Consider the following 15,904-nt stretch of genomic DNA (forward strand, 5'->3'; position numbering starts at 1 on the left):
GCAAAAGCAAGATCAAAAGATCGCAGCCTTCGGCAGCTCCTACAGGATGAACGCAAGCCTATGTAGGAGCTGCCGAAGGCTGCGATCTTTCGACTTTAAAGTCAGCCGCCGAAGGCGTCTTTCAGGAAGCCCGGTGCGATATAGCGCTGGTAGTGCGCCTCCGACAGCAAAAAGAACTCCCGATCAATCGCATCGCGCAGCTCCGGCAGGTTCCAGTCGCGAAATTCCGGCATCAGCACCATGCCGTAGGCCTCGAGGTTGTTGATCACCCGCGCCCCCCGGGCAATCAGCTGATAGGCCCAGCAATATTCCGACTGATGCGGCACGAAGCGAATCTTTCGCTGTTCCAGCTGCAGCCGCAGGCGCTGGGGGTCGAAAATCTCCAGCTTGCTGGCCATGACCTGGGACAACAGCTGCTCCAGACGCAGCCACACCGCGCGCTTCTCCTCCTCGTTGTAACCATTCCAGTTGATCACTTCGTGATGGAAACGCTTGCAGCCACGGCACACCAGGTCACCGTAAACAGTGGAGCAGAGGCCGACGCAGGGGGTCTTGATGGTCTGATTGGGCATAGTTAAGGAGAACACGGGAAAGCAGGACAGGTCGGCATGTTAGCCCTTTGTCTAACATTGATCACCCCTCAATCTTGAGGGGCGGAGGGTCTATTGGACTTTGGCACCGGCCGCGTTGCGCGCCTACGTGCGCGAAGCTGCGTTGCGGGATTTGCCAAGGGAACAACCATTAGCGGCATCCCGCGCCTTGCCTCGCACACGTAGGCGCACAACGCGACTCGCCACCAAAGTCCAATAGACCCTCACTTACCTTTAATTTTTTTTTGCCGTAGAATCAGCCAGCCTTTTAAGGCGCCAATGTCCGTTAGAAGCTGTTTTCAAAGCGTCACGAGCACAGTCGTTCCTTCAGAGCGGTGTTGGCGAAGGGTTTTTCCAGCGGGGAAAAGCCCAACGCCAACCCTCATCAGCTCCCCGTTCTGCAGGCGTAAAACTTTGAAAGCAGCTTCTGTAAGGAATTGTCGGTAATTCTGGCTAAGCGGCCCACAACGCCGCGCAGCGCATGAGTACGGCAATTTCGGGATGAGCGTCCCGGACACCCATTTGGGACCACTGATGAGGGTAATAACTGTGCTTGAAGCCTACCGCAAACATATCGAAGAGCGTGCAGCACTGGGTATCGTTCCCCAGCCGCTTAACGCCGAACAAACTGCAGGCCTGGTCGAGCTGCTGAAGAATCCCCCGGCTGGCGAAGAAGCTTTCCTCGTTGACCTGATCACCAATCGCATTCCGCCAGGCGTGGACGAAGCCGCCTATGTAAAGGCCGGTTTCCTGTCTGCCCTCGCCAAAGGCGAAGCAACTTCCCCTCTGATCGACAAGAAGCGCGCTGTTGAACTGCTCGGCACCATGCAGGGCGGCTACAACATCGTGACCCTGGTTGACCTGCTCGACAGCGCCGAACTGGCCCCTGTTGCAGCCGCTCAGCTCAAGCACACCCTGCTGATGTTCGATGCGTTCCACGATGTCGCGGAAAAAGCCCGCAACGGCAACGAACACGCCAAAGGCGTGATCCAGTCCTGGGCTGACGGCGAGTGGTTCAGCAACCGTCCGACCCTGGCCGACAAGATCAGCCTGCGCGTGTTCAAGGTCACCGGCGAGACCAACACCGACGACCTGTCCCCTGCCCCAGACGCCTGGTCCCGCCCGGACATCCCGCTGCACGCCCTGGCCATGCTGAAAATGGCTCGCGAAGGCATCGTGCCGGACGAGCAAGGCAAGACCGGCCCGATGAAGCAAATCGAAGAAATGCGCGGCCAGGATTTCCCTATCGCCTACGTCGGTGACGTGGTCGGTACCGGTTCGTCGCGTAAATCCGCCACCAACTCGGTGCTGTGGTTCTTCGGCGACGACGTGCCATACGTCCCGAACAAGCGTGCTGGCGGTTTCTGCTTCGGCAGCAAGATCGCTCCGATCTTCTACAACACCATGGAAGATGCCGGCGCCCTGCCGATCGAATTCGACGTCACCAACATGAACATGGGCGACGTGATCGACCTGTATCCGCATGCTGGCAAAGTCTGCAAACACGGCACTGACGAAGTCCTGACCACCTTCGAAATGAAGACTCCGGTGCTGTTGGACGAAGTTCGCGCCGGCGGCCGTATTCCGCTGATCATCGGTCGCGGCCTGACCGACAAGGCCCGTGCCGAACTGGGCCTGGGTCCAACCGACCTGTTCAAGCTGCCAGAAGCACCTGTCGATACCGGCAAAGGCTTCACCCTGGCACAGAAAATGGTCGGCAAGGCCTGCGGCCTGCCAGAAGGCAAAGGCGTTCGTCCTGGTACCTACTGCGAACCGAAGATGACCACCGTCGGCTCCCAGGACACCACCGGTCCAATGACCCGTGACGAACTCAAAGACCTGGCGTGCCTGGGCTTCTCGACCGATCTGGTGATGCAGTCCTTCTGCCACACCGCGGCCTACCCAAAGCCGATCGACGTGACCACCCACCACACCCTGCCAGACTTCATCATGACCCGCGGCGGCGTTTCCCTGCGTCCAGGCGACGGCATCATTCACAGCTGGCTGAACCGCATGCTGCTGCCGGACACCGTCGGTACCGGTGGTGACTCGCACACACGTTTCCCAATGGGCATTTCGTTCCCGGCCGGTTCCGGCCTGGTAGCGTTCGCCGCAGCCACTGGCGTCATGCCACTGGACATGCCGGAATCGATCCTGGTGCGTTTCAAAGGCAAAATGCAACCGGGCGTCACCCTGCGTGACCTGGTTCACGCCATTCCTTACTTCGCGATCCAGGCTGGCCTGCTGACCGTTGAAAAGAAAGGCAAGAAGAACGCCTTCTCCGGCCGCATCCTGGAAATCGAAGGCCTGGACGACCTGAGCATCGAGCAGGCTTTCGAGCTGTCCGACGCCTCGGCCGAACGTTCGGCTGCCGGTTGCACCATCAAGCTGTCGAAAGAGTCGATCACCGAGTACCTGAACTCCAACATCACCCTGCTGCGCTGGATGATCGGCGAAGGCTACGGCGATGCGCGTACCCTGGAGCGTCGTGCCCAAGCGATGGAAGCCTGGGTTGCCAACCCTGAGCTGATGGTTGCCGATGCTGACGCCGAATACGCTGAAATCATCGAAATCGACCTGGCCGACATCAAGGAGCCTGTGCTCTGCGCGCCGAACGATCCGGACGACGCCCGTCTGCTGTCCAGCGTTGCTGGCGAGAAGATCGACGAAGTGTTCATCGGTTCGTGCATGACCAACATCGGCCACTTCCGCGCTGCGGGCAAGTTGCTGGAGCAGGTCAAGGGTCAGCTGCCAACCCGTCTGTGGCTGTCGCCGCCGACCAAGATGGACGCTCACCAACTGACCGAGGAAGGCTACTACGGTATCTACGGCAAGGCTGGCGCGCGCATGGAAATGCCGGGCTGCTCGCTGTGCATGGGTAACCAGGCCCGTGTAGAGCCGAATTCGACCGTCGTGTCGACTTCGACCCGTAACTTCCCGAACCGTCTGGGTGACGGCGCGAACGTCTACCTGGCTTCGGCTGAGCTGGCGTCGGTGGCTTCCATCCTGGGTCGCCTGCCGACCGTCGAGGAGTACATGGAATACGCTGGCAAGATCGACAGCATGGCGGCTGATGTCTACCGCTACCTGTCCTTCGACCAGATCGCCGAGTTCCGTGAAGCCGCAGCGAACGCCAACATCCCGGTCGTTCAAGCCTAACGTTACAGCGCAATAAAAAACGCCGCCCATCGTGAGATGAGCGGCGTTTTTTTATGCCCTGAGATCAAAAAATCGCAGCCTGCGGCAGCTCCTACAGGGGAATGCATTTACCCGTAGGAGCTGCCGAAGGCTGCGATCCTTTGATCTTGCTTGTCAGGCACTCAGCGAATAGATCAGCGCCGATATCGCCACCAGCCCCACCGCCGTCACGAACACGTTCGAAGCCTGCCCGCGATAACGCGCCATGGCCGGTACCTTGCGAATCGCGTACATCGGCATCAGGAACAGAATCGCCGCAATGATCGGTCCGCCCAGGGTTTCGATCATCCCCAGGATACTCGGGTTCAGCGTCGCCACGATCCAGCAGACCACCAGCATGAAGGCCGCCGTCATGCGGTCCAGGGTCTTGGCTGCCGGACGCTTGCCGCTCTTGACGATCAGCCCCTTGAGCCCTTCACTGGCGCCGATGTAGTGCCCCAGGAACGACTTGGAAATCGCCACGAAGGCAATCAGTGGCGCCGCAAAGGCAATGGTCGGATTGCTGAAATGGTTGGCCAGGTACGACAGGATCGACAGGTTCTGCGCCTTGGCTTCCGCCAGCTGCGCCGGCGACAGTGTCAGCACACAGCTGAAGACGAAGAACAGCACCATCACCACCATCAAAGCGTGGGCGCGGGACAGGATCTGCGAGCTGCGCTCTTCGGCATGTTCACCGTAGCGACGCTTCTGATCCACCGCGAAGGCCGAGATGATCGGCGAGTGGTTGAATGAGAACACCATCACCGGAATCGCCAGCCACAGCGTATGCAGTAACGCCGAAGGTGCCGGCACTGTGGTCGCGGTAGCGAGGATGCCACCATTCCAGTGGGGAATCAGGAACACCGCCAGGAACAACAGCGCGACGATAAACGGATAGACCATCAGGCTCATGGCCTTGACGATCACCTGTTCGCCGCAACGCACCACCGCCAGCAGGCCCAGAATCAGCACCAGCGACAGTACCGCGCGCGGTGGCGGCATGATGTGCAGTTGATGCTCGAGGAAACTGCCCACGGTGTTGGTCAGCGCCACGCTGTAGATCAGCAGGATCGGGAAGATCGCGAAGAAGTACAGCAAGGTGATCAGCGCGCCGGCCTTGATCCCGAAATGTTCTTCAACCACTTCGGTGATGTCGGCGCCTTCGCGCCCGGACAGCACGAACCGGGTCAGGCCGCGGTGCGCGTAGAACGTCATGGGGAACGCCAACAGCGCAAGAATCATCAGCGGCCAAAAGCCGCCCAGACCCGCATTGATCGGCAGGAACAGCGTGCCGGCGCCGATGGCCGTGCCAAACAGCCCCAACATCCAGGTGGTGTCATGGCGATTCCAGCCTTCGAGGCTGGTGGGTTTCGTCGCTACATAGCGTTCGTCGACGCTATTGGCCTGATCATTCATCCGGTCGGATCTCCGCATTCCGGTCACTTGCCACTCGGTCAGGACGCGTCGGAAAAAACCGACAGACATGTCCGGCCGAAACAGGGGCGCGATTCTCCGCGATAACTGAGCAGAAGCAAAGACTTAGCTGAGGAATGGTCGTGCGTGGCAGATCGTCGACTTGTCGTTATCAGCACAAAAGCTGTCGTTATCAGCTGGCTTATCTGTCGCTTTCAGATATGTCGCTGCGTAGCGATGCGCTGGAGTTAATTCGGCTCATCCCCAATCTATGATTTCAAGCCGATTGCACAGGCCGAACACACCAGAGCGCGCGCCGCCCAGTATCCTGGTGGCACACTGGATAGCCGGCGTGCCACCGACCTTGCTTCTTGCGTGAACCCGTCCAGAATCAAAGCACTACTGCGCAAATGACAACGATTGCCAGACTGTCAGGGAATCAGCATTTTTGACCCATTTGCGCTGTCCACCTAGTCGCCGATCACAGGAGTCGCGCAATGCCCGCAACCGTTCTGGTACTGGTCGAAACCATCAATGACTACCTGCCGATTCTCGAACACCAGGGCTTTCACCTGATTCTGGCACCGACCCCCAACGAACGGGCTGCTGCCATCGCCCGTCATGGTGACCGGATCGATGCGGTGCTGACCCGCGGGCCGCTTGGCTTGTACGCCGAAGAGATCAGCGCCCTGCCCGCCCTCAAGATCATCTGCGTGATCGGCGCCGGTTACGAACACGTCGACCTGCACGCTGCCGCTGACCGGGGCATCACCGTCACCAACGGTGCCGGGGTGAATGCGTCGTCGGTGGCCGACCATGCCATGGCAATGCTGCTGTCGCTGGTGCGCGACATTCCCCGCTGCGACGCCGCCGTGCGCCGGGGTGAGTGGCCGAAGATCATGCGCCCGTCGCTGGCGGGCAAACGCCTGGGTATCCTCGGCCTGGGTGCAGTCGGCATGGCCATCGCCAAGCGCGCGTCCAATGGCTTCGACATGACGATCTGCTACCACAACCGGCAGAACCGCAAGGATGTCCCCTACGATTTTTGCTCGACTCCGACCGAGCTGGCCCGGGCCTCGGACTTTCTGATCGTCGCAACGCCCGGTGGGGTGGGTACCCGGCACCTGATCAACCGCCAGGTGCTAGATGCCTTGGGGCCCAGCGGTTTTATCGTCAACATCGCCAGGGCCAGTGTGGTCGTGACTGCCGACCTCATCAGCGCGCTTGAGCAACGCAGGATCGCTGGCGCGGCGCTGGACGTATTCGACGCCGAGCCCCGGGTCCCCGATGCACTCAAGTCCCTGGCCAACGTGATCCTCACCCCGCACGTTGCCGGGCTGTCTCCGGAAGCGACCCAGGGTACCGTGGAGATGGTCGGGCGCAACCTGGTGGCATTCTTTTCCGGTGAACCGGTACTGACGCCCGTCAACCTGCCCAGCGATCTGAGCAGTGCGGTGCTCTGAGATAATTCAAACAGGTGTATCAAAAACAATGATTGGCCGGCAACACGCTCACCTATAAGGGATGTTCGTGGTTGTGGGTGCCAGGAGTGCGCATTAGATTAGCCAATAGTTTCAGGCCTCCAGAATAAGCAGAAGGGATAAGCATGGCGCTTACTGACCAATCCACACCTATTCGCAGCGGCGAAGAACTCGATGCCAGCCTGATCGATCCTTACCTCAAGGCCCACATTCCCGGATTGAGTGGCCTGCCCACCATCAGCCAGTTCCCCGGTGGCGCCTCCAACCTCACTTATCTGCTGGAATACCCTGGGCAGGAGTTCGTCCTGCGGCGCCCGCCGTTCGGTCACAAGGCCAAGTCCGCCCACGACATGGGGCGCGAGTTTCGCATCCTCAATCAACTGCGCGACGGTTTTCCCTATTGCCCCAAGGCCTACGTGCACTGCACCGACGAATCGGTGATAGGCGCCGAGTTCTATGTGATGGAGCGGGTCAAGGGCATTATCCTGCGCTCCGAGCTGCCTGCAGAGCTGGGGCTGGATTCAGCCAGGACCGAGGCCCTGTGCAAGAGCTTCATCGACAAGTTTGTCGAGCTGCACAGGGTCGACTACCAGGCCTGTGGCCTGGGCGACCTGGGCAAACCCGAAGGCTATGTGGCGCGGCAGATTCGCGGCTGGAGCGATCGCTATGAGAAGGCCCTGACCCCGGATGCACCGAAATGGGAAGCGGTGAAGGCCTGGCTCAACGACAAGATGCCCGCCGATCACCCTACCTCAAGCATCGTGCACAACGATTACCGCTTCGACAATGTGATTCTCGACCCCGGCAATCCGATGCAGATCATCGGCGTGCTCGATTGGGAGCTCACCACCCTCGGCGACCCACTGATGGACCTGGGCAACACCCTGGCCTATTGGATAGAAGCCGGCGACCCGCCGCCGGTGCAACTGATGCGCCGCCAGCCGAGCCATGCTCCAGGCATGCTCACTCGCCGTGAATTCGTCGACTACTATGCCGAGCGTGCCGGCCTGCAGATCGACAACTTCGATTTCTACTACACCTACGGCCTGTTCCGCCTGGCCGGGATCGTGCAGCAGATCTACTACCGCTTCTTCCATGGCCAGACCCAGGACAAACGCTTTGCGCAGTTCATTCACATGAACAAACTGCTGGAGCAGATGAGCCTGCAGGTCATTGCCAAATCCAGCCTCTGAATCCGCCCTGGCCCAATAACAAGACTCTTCATTAAGGGAATTCCATGTCCAAGACCCAGTTGTTCGACCTCGACGGCAAAATCGCCTTCGTCTCCGGCGCCAGCCGTGGCATTGGTGAAGCCATTGCCAAACTCCTGGCCCAACAAGGCGCCCATGTCATTGTTTCGAGTCGCAAACTCGAAGGCTGCCAGCACGTTGCCGACGCCATCATCGCTGCTGGTGGCAAAGCCACGGCGATCGCCTGTCACATTGGCGAAATGGAACAGATCAGCCAGGTCTTCGCCGGCATCAAGGAACAGTTCGGCCGTCTCGATATCCTGGTCAACAACGCCGCGACCAACCCGCAGTTCTGCAACGTGCTGGACACCGACCTCGGGGCGTTCCAGAAAACCGTGGACGTGAACATCCGCGGCTACTTCTTCATGTCCGTGGAAGCCGGCAAGCTGATGCGCGAGAACGGCGGTGGCAGCATCATCAACGTGGCATCGATCAACGGTATTTCCCCGGGAGTGTTCCAGGGCATCTACTCGGTGACCAAAGCTGCCGTGATCAACATGACCAAGGTGTTTGCCAAGGAATGCGCGCAGTTCGGCATCCGTTGCAACGCCCTGCTGCCTGGGCTGACGGACACCAAGTTTGCTTCGGCGCTGGTGAAAAACGATGCAATCCTCAAGACTGCACTGCAGCAGATCCCGCTCAAGCGAGTAGCAGACCCCAGTGAAATGGCCGGGGCGGTGCTTTATCTGGCGAGTGACGCGTCCAGCTACACCACGGGTGTGTCGCTGAATGTGGATGGCGGGTTCCTCTCCTGATCTGAGTTGACGCACACCCCTTAGGGGGTATGCGTTAAACCAATATCGATTGAAAAACCTATTAGGTGACGCACCGGGTCAGCTCGGTCACTCGCGTAACTTGCCCGCTCTCCCCACGCACGTCGCCCTGGACATCAGTGCTTTCGATCATTTCGCAGGTACGTTCCAGAGGTGGTGGTGCCGGTGGGGGTGGCGGCGGAGGCGGACTGGCGCAGCCGCCGAGGATCAGTGCGCAAAGGGCAAGCGACAGCGGCGAAAAAACGCGTTTCCCAAGACTTTTCATAGGCTGACCTGCGGTAAGTTATCGACACTTTCGGCAACCTGACGACAACATCGCGAAGCCGCGCGCTGGCTACAGAAAATAATACCTTCGCATTTCTTATAGCCTAGCCTGCCGCCAACGCCAGTAAATGGCCACTCTGGACTATAAAGGGCCTAATTGGCGCAAGTTGTTACTCTCGAGTTCATAACGCAATTCTTCGACCAGCGCGGCGACCGCATCAGGTGTTCGCAGATTGACGACGCTCAACCCGCTGACCACCAGGTCGACCTGACCTGAAGTCGGATGATAGAGCTTCACCGTGAGCGAGCTGTCGCCCGTCAGGCTGCAGTCACAGGCCAGCGGAGGGAAGCTCTGCTCCAGTTGGGTACGCAATTGCACGAGAGAAATCATAGGGATTCACCTTGGCACTGGCGCAAAATGGATCGATATGTCGATGTTTTCGCTATCAATGTTGCTGTTCCTTGAGATGTACCGTTGGGGCACCACAGGTCTTTCCAGCACCTGTATCGCACCCTCTCAGATTACGAACAGGAAGAGTCGCCAGACACATCCAATTGCACCCCATCACCTAGTGCATTTGCACCCCTAGCGCTGCCCCTTGGTGCGCCATTCCCCCGAGAACAATCCACGCTCCCGTGCCCACACGATGGCCTCGCTGCGGCTGTGGACATCGAGTTTGGAATAGATGGTCGACACATGGTTACGCACCGTGTTGGGTGCCAGCTTCAATCGCGCCGCAATCTCCTTGTCGGCCAGGCCCTCACAGATCAACCCCAGCACATCGCGTTCGCGCGCCGTCAGCTCGGCTAATGACACGCTGGGCAGTTTCGGTGAATTGACGCTCTTCACGTTGGCGAGCTTTTCAATCAGCGTCCGGCTGAACCAGGAAGCGTGCTTCATCACTTCCTCGATCGCCGCCACCAGTTCCAGCTCGGTGCGCTTGCGTTCGGTGATGTCCATCATCACCAGCAGGTAAGACGGATGGTCCTGGATATTCACAGTGTCGGCCGAGATGGCGCAGTCGAGCAATTCAGCCGTTTTCTTGCGCAGGCCGACGTCGATGCGGTCCAGCCTTGCAGTTTTTTCCAGGGCGGCGAACAGACGAGTCTGGGCCCCCTTGTCATGAAAGAAACCGATCTCGGCAACCGTTTTGCCCAGCACTTCTTCACTCGGATAGGCAAAGGTATCGAGGAACGCTTCGTTGACATCCATCACCACCTGATCGGCAGCCCCGCACACCAGGATCGGCACCGGCGACAGGCGAAACGCCTTGGCAAATCGCTCCTCGCTCTGGCGCAACGCAACCTCGGCCTTGTGTCGGGGCTCAATGTCGACGAAGGAAAACAGCATGCAGTCTTCCTCGTTGAACGCCAATGGCTGGCCAGCCACTATCACCTGCTTGCTGCCGCCCTCGGGCAATGTCAGCTCGGCCTGCATTTGCGGAATGGTGGCGTGCTCGCGCAGGCGCTCGATGGCCAGCTCCCTGCGCTCGGCCCCTTCGAGAATGTCCAGCTCGTAGGTCGATGCACCGATCACCTGATCCCGGGTATAGCCGGTCATTTCCAGGAAACCGGCATTGACCTTGATATAGCGCAGATCGCTCAGGCGACAGATCACCGCCGGCGCGGGGTTGGCGTTGAAGGTCCTTTCGAAGCGCTGTTCGGCGCTGGCCCATTCGGTGACATCGTCCATGATCAGCACCAGCGACTCGGGATCGCCGCGACTGTTGGTCAGAACCCGGCTGCGCACGCTGTGCACCCAGGTACGCTCCTCATCATCGGTGCGGGTCACCTCGACCAGCACGTCACTGAAGGTCTCGCCACGGCCCACGCGGCTGATCGGATAATTGTCGAACACTACCGGGTGGTTGTTGCGATAACGCAGGGCGAAGCGCTTGGCGTATTCCTGGGCATTGGCACCCAGGTCACCCAGTTGCTCGACGCCATGCATGGACAGTGCAGCTTCGTTCGCCCAGATGATGGTCTGGTCTAGCTCCAGCAAAATCACCCCGTCGGACAGGCCAGCGATGATCTGCTGGAGATGGCGGCGATTGGTTTCGGTGCTCAGGACGTCCTGGCTCATTGGATCTCCACTGATATATCCGCACCAACCCGTGGTGCTCTGTGAAGATGTCGACCGCAACCATTTGCGTAAGTGCGAATAAGTCTTGTACACGGCCCTGTAGCCGATGCCGAATTTTGTGGGTGCAAGGCTGTGGGAGCGTCTACCGGGGCGCACCTTCGACGACCAACTCGCGCAACGTATCCAGGAACAGCTTGAGCACCGGCGATTCATCATCGGCGCGGTAGGTGGCGTACAGCGGCACCTCCGGCAATGCCGGGCTCAACCGACGGAACACCAGCCCGGCGGGCGCCAGCTGTTCGATCGAGGCTGGCAGCAAGGCCACACCGAATCCTGCGCGGACCAGGCTGAGCAAAGTCTGTACCTCGATCACCTGTTGGCGGATCTGCGGGGTGAATCCAGCCTTGATGCAACACTGGAAGAGAAAATCGGCAAACCTCGATTGCTTGAGTTCCAGTGCCACGAAAGGTTCTGCCGCGAGGTCGGCGGGCGCCAGCACTTCGCGTTGCGCCAATGGATGGTCCACCGGCATGACCACCCGGATCGGTTCATAAATCAGCAGTTCGTTACGCAGGCCCGGATCGTCGTAGCCGACCCGAAACACGCAGGCGTCAATACGCTTTTCCTTCAAGGCCTTGACCTGAGCCGCCGGAGTCATCTCGTGCAACCGCCAGTTGACCTGCGGATAGCGCTCGCGAAACAGGTGCAGGGCCCGCGGCAGCACGCCGACCATCACCGAGCTGATCATGCCAATCTCCAGCTCGCCCAACTGGCCGCGACCGGTCTGGCGGGTCAGGTCCAGCGCGCGGTTCAGTTGTTCGAACACCAGGGGCGCCTGCTCCTTGAGCATCTGCCCCGCCGCCGTCAGTTCGACCCGATGGTGGCTGCGCTCGAACAGCGGCGTACCAAGCTCTTCCTCAAGCAGGCGGATCTGCTGGCTCAGTGGTGGCTGACAGATGTGCAACCGCGACGCGGCCCGACCGAAATGCAGCTCTTCGGCCAAGGCCATGAAGTACCGCAACAAGCGCAGGTCCATGGCGGTTTACCCAAGGGTCAGTGGTGTCGAGCGCTGACGCACGCCCGTCAGGCTGAACAGCGCGTTGGCAATGGCCGGGGCCACCGACGGGCTGCCCAGCTCACCGACGCCCCCTGGTTTACCCGGTTCGCCGTCGAGCACCAGGATGTCTACCTGCGGCATGTCGGACATGCGCGGCACCCGGTAATCATGGAAGTTGCTCTGCACCACCTGTCCCTGCTTGATGTCCATGCGATCGAACAGGGCGTGACCAAGGCCCCACATCAGGCCGCCGTAGATTTGTTCCTCGACGCCGCCAGGCGACACGGCCAGGCCGCAATCCACCACGCACGTGAGCTTCTCCACGCGAATCACTCCGTCCTTTCTGGCCACCCGCGCCACCACGGCGATAAAGCTGGTGTAACCCTGATTGGTGGCAATCCCCAGGGCCGTGCCTTCCGGTAGCGGCTGGCCCCAACCCGCACGCTCGGCGGCACTTTTGAGCACCGCGACATGACGCGGCCGCTCGTGCATGTGGGCCAGTCGGAAGGCCAGGGGATCCTCTGCGGCGCCCTGCGCAAGCTCGTCCATGAAGCTTTCCACGGCGAACACGTTGGGGATGAAGCTCACCGAGCGATACCAGCCGCTCGGCACCTGGCTTTCGTGCTTGACCCAGACCAGGTCCAGGTTTGCCGGGCGATACGCAAAGTCCCACGCGGTGAGCGCTTCGGTGGTGCTGTAGTCCATGCGGTCAGGCCGTTCAAAATAGCCCGGCTCCCACTGCTCCGGCGAGGCCGGCGACACGGCTTCAAGGCGCAAGGCCGTCAGGCGGCCCTGGGCGTCAAGTGCGCCTTTGGCCCTGTGCAACGTGGCCGGGTGCATGAACAGCGAGCGCATTTCATCTTCACGGCTGTTCATCAGCTTCACCGGGACCTTGGCCTGTTGCGCCAGGTACGCCACTTCGAACAGCCAGTACTTGGCCTCCCGTGCGCCGAAACTGCCACCGGAGACCATCTCATTGATGGTGACGTTGTCCTTGGCGATACCGCACACCACGTGCGCCGCCTCCAATGCCGAAGACGGCACCTGTACGCCGCCCCAATAGGTGATGGCGTGGTCCTTGACCTGGGCGGTGATGCAGATCGGTTCCAGAGGGTTCTGGACTTTGTAGGGCATGCGGTAATCAGCTTCCAGCAGCCGCGCCGCGCCCGGCCATTGAGCATCGACATCACCCGCCTGCATCGCCGTGACCCGCAGCGCGGTTTTATCAGCCAGCGCCGCCGTCTGGGATGTGGCCAGCTGATCGCTGTCGAACCCGGCGAGGGGCGACTCGCTCCATTGCACCACCAGCAGCGCCCGCCCCTGCTGCGCGGCCCAGTAAGTGTCGGCCAACACCGCGACACCTTCCTGATTGCCGCCGAGCACGTCGGGACGGCCCGGTACCGCGATCACCTTGCGCACACCCGGGACCTGTAATGCTGCAGTGCTATCCACCTTCAAGACTTTCGCCCCCACCACCGGGGTGCGCAGGATCACCGCCACCAACAGGTCGGGCAATTGCACATCGATGCTGTACTTGAAACGTCCGCAGACCTTCGCCGCCGCATCGCGTTTATGGCGCAATTTGCCGATGTACTTGAACTGCGCGGGGTCCTTGAGCTTGACGGCTGTGGGCGCCGGCAAGTGCGCGGCCACACTCACCAGTTCGCCATAACCCAGGCTGCGCTGGCTGGTGCTGTGAACCACCCGGCCCTCCTCGGTGGTGCAGCTGTCAGGGCTGACCTGCCACTGCCTTGCCGCTGCCGCGATCAACAACGCCCGCGCGGTGGCGCCCGCCATGCGCAGGCGATCATATTCCAGCGACACACTGGTGCTGCCCCCGGTGGAATAGACTTTCCACACCGGGTGGATATAGGTTTCGAAGAAGGGGTTTTCCGGCGAGATGACCTGCACGGTCATCGGGTTGACGTCCAGCTCCTCCGCCACGCACGCGGCCAGTGCGGTGTGGGTGCCGGTGCCGGAATCGTGTTTGTGCACCACCAGTTTGACCGTGCCATCGGGCCATACCCGCACCCAGGCATTCGGCTCAAAGACAGTGGCAGGCGCCGGCGCTTTCGGGTCGCTGGCGCTGATGCCTGCGGGCAGGTAGAAGGCAACAGCCAAACCCGCAGCAACGGTGGCGCTGTGCTTGAGAAACTGCCGGCGTGGCAGCTCGATCCGGTTGCTCGTCATCACGCCTCCTTCGGCGCATTGGCTGCGCGCTTGATCGCCTTATTGATGCGCCCGTACGTGCCGCAGCGGCACAGGTTGCCGGACATCGCATCGCGGATCGACTCATCGGTGACCACCGCCCCGGTGATGAGCAGCGCCGCCGCCGACATGATCTGGCCGGATTGACAGTAGCCGCATTGCGGGACATCTTCGGCAACCCAGGCCAGTTGCAGCGGATGCTGCCCGGTGGGCGACAAGCCTTCGATGGTTGTGATGCGGTGCCCCGCCACCGCCGCCACCGGTAACTGGCAGGAACGCACTGCGACCCCGTCCAGGTGCACCGTGCAGGCTCCGCACAGCCCCATGCCGCAGCCGAACTTTGTGCCGGTGAGTTTCAAGTGGTCACGCAACACCCATAACAAGGGCATGGAGGGCGCAGTCTCTACCAGCTCGTGTCGTTCGCCGTTTACCGTGAATTCGATCATTGTCAGGCTCCAAAAGAGCGGCCCGTCTTTGTGCGGGCCTGGTGATCGAATAGTGGTAACCGCAGGCCAATCGGGCCAGCGACGATTTCTGCCACCCTGTGTAAGTAGGACTAACAGCATGTACAAACGATACCCGTCGGTACAGTCCATGAGCGCATTCATCCAGGCTGCGCGCAGCGGCAGTTTTTCCAGCGCTGCGCGCAAGCTCGACTTGACCCACAGCGCCATCAGCCAGCAGATCCGTGCCCTGGAAGACTTCATCGGCCAGCCGCTGTTCGTGCGCGAAGGCGGTGGCAGCAACCTGACCGATGCCGGCCAGTTGTTCGCCAGCGTGCTCTCTGACGGCCTGGCACAAATCGACCGCGCGCTGTCCTCAGTGAAGAACCGCAGCGTGGCGCAGCGGCTGACGCTCGATGTCGACAGCGAACTGGCGCAGAGCTGGCTCAACCCACGCTTGCCCGAGCTTCTGGATTTACTGCCCGGGCATGAAGTCGTGATGCTGTCGGTGCCACGCTCGGATCGCACTTCGTTCGAGCGGGTGGACCTGGCATTGCGTTATGGCTATGGCGACTGGGAAGACTGCGAGATGACGCAGATCTGCGGCGACCGGGTCATGGCGGTGGCCTCCCCCGGACTGCTTGAGCGGCACGGTCTGCAGCTGCCGATGACGCCGGCGCAGGTGTTGCAATTGCCGTTGCTGGGCTACACGCGCCGGTCGTGGATTCCGTGGCTGGATGCCGCAGGATTAACCCCCACCGAGCCGGCCGCGCGGGTTATTTTCGATAATGCGGCGAACCTGATTGCGGCGGCTGCAGCGGGGGTCGGTGCGGGATTGGTGCGTGGGCTGTTGGCAGCAGATGCGTTGCGCGCGGGGCGCCTGGTTGAACTGAACACCGCGCAGATCCCGGCGCATTACAACCTGTATGCGGTGTGGCCGCCGGGGCAAGCCGAGCGCGTGGCGCCAGTGGTTGAGGTGATCAAGCAGCTGGCCTCGCGTACACAATCCTGACGCCATCGCTGGCAAGCCAGCTCCCACAGGGATCAAAGTGTTGACCCAGTCTTTCTGACAACACAAAAACCTGTGGGAGCTGGCTTGCCAGCGATGAGGGCCGCCCAGTCAATACGAAACCATATCGAACGCATATCACCCCCCCGCCCAATT

12 protein-coding genes are annotated in these 15,904 nt (G+C 60.7%); 5 read left to right on the forward strand and 7 right to left on the reverse strand.

What is annotated here, in order from left to right; genetic code table 11:
* Positions 1–101 precede the first annotated feature (101 nt).
* Positions 102–572: a DUF1289 domain-containing protein gene (locus UB23_RS23210; protein WP_010459705.1), complete on the reverse strand. Its 471-nt coding sequence runs from the start codon at positions 570–572 to the stop codon at positions 102–104.
* A 567-nt stretch (positions 573–1,139) separates the two neighbouring features.
* Here UB23_RS23210 and acnB point away from each other — a divergent pair.
* Positions 1,140–3,749: a bifunctional aconitate hydratase 2/2-methylisocitrate dehydratase gene (acnB, locus tag UB23_RS23215; RefSeq protein ID WP_045061626.1), complete on the forward strand. Its 2,610-nt coding sequence runs from the start codon at positions 1,140–1,142 to the stop codon at positions 3,747–3,749.
* Positions 3,750–3,902: 153 nt separating this feature from the next.
* Here acnB and UB23_RS23220 read toward each other — a convergent pair whose 3' ends face one another.
* Positions 3,903–5,183, reverse strand: coding sequence for a serine/threonine transporter (locus UB23_RS23220; protein ID WP_045061627.1), 1,281 nt, complete (start codon positions 5,181–5,183; stop codon positions 3,903–3,905).
* Between the two features lie 494 nt (positions 5,184–5,677).
* On the opposite strand from UB23_RS23220, the gene UB23_RS23225 reads away from it, so the two are divergent.
* From UB23_RS23225 to UB23_RS23235, 3 genes are all read left to right on the forward strand, one after another.
* A complete protein-coding gene (locus UB23_RS23225) occupies positions 5,678–6,643 on the forward strand; it encodes a 2-hydroxyacid dehydrogenase (protein WP_045061628.1) in 966 nt (321 codons plus the stop codon).
* Positions 6,644–6,786: 143 nt separating this feature from the next.
* Positions 6,787–7,854 carry a phosphotransferase family protein gene (locus UB23_RS23230; protein ID WP_045061629.1) on the forward strand — a complete coding sequence of 356 codons (1,068 nt, stop codon included), beginning with the start codon at positions 6,787–6,789 and terminating at the stop codon, positions 7,852–7,854.
* Between the two features lie 44 nt (positions 7,855–7,898).
* Positions 7,899–8,666 (forward strand): SDR family oxidoreductase, encoded by a 768-nt coding sequence (locus UB23_RS23235; protein WP_045061630.1) that lies wholly within the window; start codon positions 7,899–7,901, stop codon positions 8,664–8,666.
* A 424-nt stretch (positions 8,667–9,090) separates the two neighbouring features.
* Here the strand turns inward: UB23_RS23235 and UB23_RS23240 are convergent, their stop codons facing one another.
* The 5 genes from UB23_RS23240 to UB23_RS23260 form a co-directional block, all read right to left on the reverse strand.
* Entirely contained in the window at positions 9,091–9,339 is a 249-nt protein-coding gene (locus UB23_RS23240; protein WP_045061631.1) for a DUF1652 domain-containing protein, read from the reverse strand.
* 195 nt (positions 9,340–9,534) lie between these two features.
* Entirely contained in the window at positions 9,535–11,031 is a 1,497-nt protein-coding gene (locus UB23_RS23245) for a helix-turn-helix transcriptional regulator (RefSeq protein WP_045061632.1), read from the reverse strand.
* Between the two features lie 142 nt (positions 11,032–11,173).
* The gene (locus UB23_RS23250; RefSeq protein ID WP_045061633.1) at positions 11,174–12,067 is read right to left on the reverse strand and encodes a LysR substrate-binding domain-containing protein; all 894 of its coding nucleotides are present in this window, start codon (positions 12,065–12,067) and stop codon (positions 11,174–11,176) included.
* A gap of 6 nt (positions 12,068–12,073) precedes the next feature.
* Positions 12,074–14,278, reverse strand: a complete 2,205-nt coding sequence (locus tag UB23_RS23255; protein WP_045061634.1) for a xanthine dehydrogenase family protein molybdopterin-binding subunit — start codon at positions 14,276–14,278, stop codon at positions 12,074–12,076.
* The gene (locus tag UB23_RS23260; RefSeq protein WP_045061635.1) at positions 14,278–14,742 is read right to left on the reverse strand and encodes a (2Fe-2S)-binding protein; all 465 of its coding nucleotides are present in this window, start codon (positions 14,740–14,742) and stop codon (positions 14,278–14,280) included. Before UB23_RS23260 ends, UB23_RS23255 begins: the two co-directional genes overlap by 1 nt.
* Before the next feature lie 118 nt (positions 14,743–14,860).
* On the opposite strand from UB23_RS23260, the gene UB23_RS23265 reads away from it, so the two are divergent.
* Positions 14,861–15,751: a LysR substrate-binding domain-containing protein gene (locus tag UB23_RS23265; RefSeq protein ID WP_045061636.1), complete on the forward strand. Its 891-nt coding sequence runs from the start codon at positions 14,861–14,863 to the stop codon at positions 15,749–15,751.
* The last annotated feature ends 153 nt before the right edge of the window (positions 15,752–15,904 follow it).

It is taken from the genome of Pseudomonas sp. ES3-33, assembly GCF_000952175.1.
Taxonomy (GTDB): Bacteria; Pseudomonadota; Gammaproteobacteria; order Pseudomonadales; family Pseudomonadaceae; genus Aquipseudomonas; species Aquipseudomonas gregormendelii.

Bases quoted from the DNA above. Each gene is read 5' to 3' on its own strand.
- UB23_RS23220 (WP_045061627.1), bottom strand. From the start codon at position 5,183: ATGAATGATCAGGCCAATAGCGTCGACGAACGCTATGTAGCGACGAAA.
- UB23_RS23235 (WP_045061630.1), top strand. From the start codon at position 7,899: ATGTCCAAGACCCAGTTGTTCGACCTCGACGGCAAAATCGCCTTCGTC.
- UB23_RS23230 (WP_045061629.1), top strand. From the start codon at position 6,787: ATGGCGCTTACTGACCAATCCACACCTATTCGCAGCGGCGAAGAACTC.
- UB23_RS23210 (WP_010459705.1), bottom strand. From the start codon at position 572: ATGCCCAATCAGACCATCAAGACCCCCTGCGTCGGCCTCTGCTCCACT.
- UB23_RS23255 (WP_045061634.1), bottom strand. From the start codon at position 14,278: ATGACGAGCAACCGGATCGAGCTGCCACGCCGGCAGTTTCTCAAGCAC.
- UB23_RS23245 (WP_045061632.1), bottom strand. From the start codon at position 11,031: ATGAGCCAGGACGTCCTGAGCACCGAAACCAATCGCCGCCATCTCCAG.
- UB23_RS23250 (WP_045061633.1), bottom strand. From the start codon at position 12,067: ATGGACCTGCGCTTGTTGCGGTACTTCATGGCCTTGGCCGAAGAGCTG.
- UB23_RS23240 (WP_045061631.1), bottom strand. From the start codon at position 9,339: ATGATTTCTCTCGTGCAATTGCGTACCCAACTGGAGCAGAGCTTCCCT.
- UB23_RS23265 (WP_045061636.1), top strand. From the start codon at position 14,861: ATGTACAAACGATACCCGTCGGTACAGTCCATGAGCGCATTCATCCAG.
- UB23_RS23225 (WP_045061628.1), top strand. From the start codon at position 5,678: ATGCCCGCAACCGTTCTGGTACTGGTCGAAACCATCAATGACTACCTG.
- UB23_RS23260 (WP_045061635.1), bottom strand. From the start codon at position 14,742: ATGATCGAATTCACGGTAAACGGCGAACGACACGAGCTGGTAGAGACT.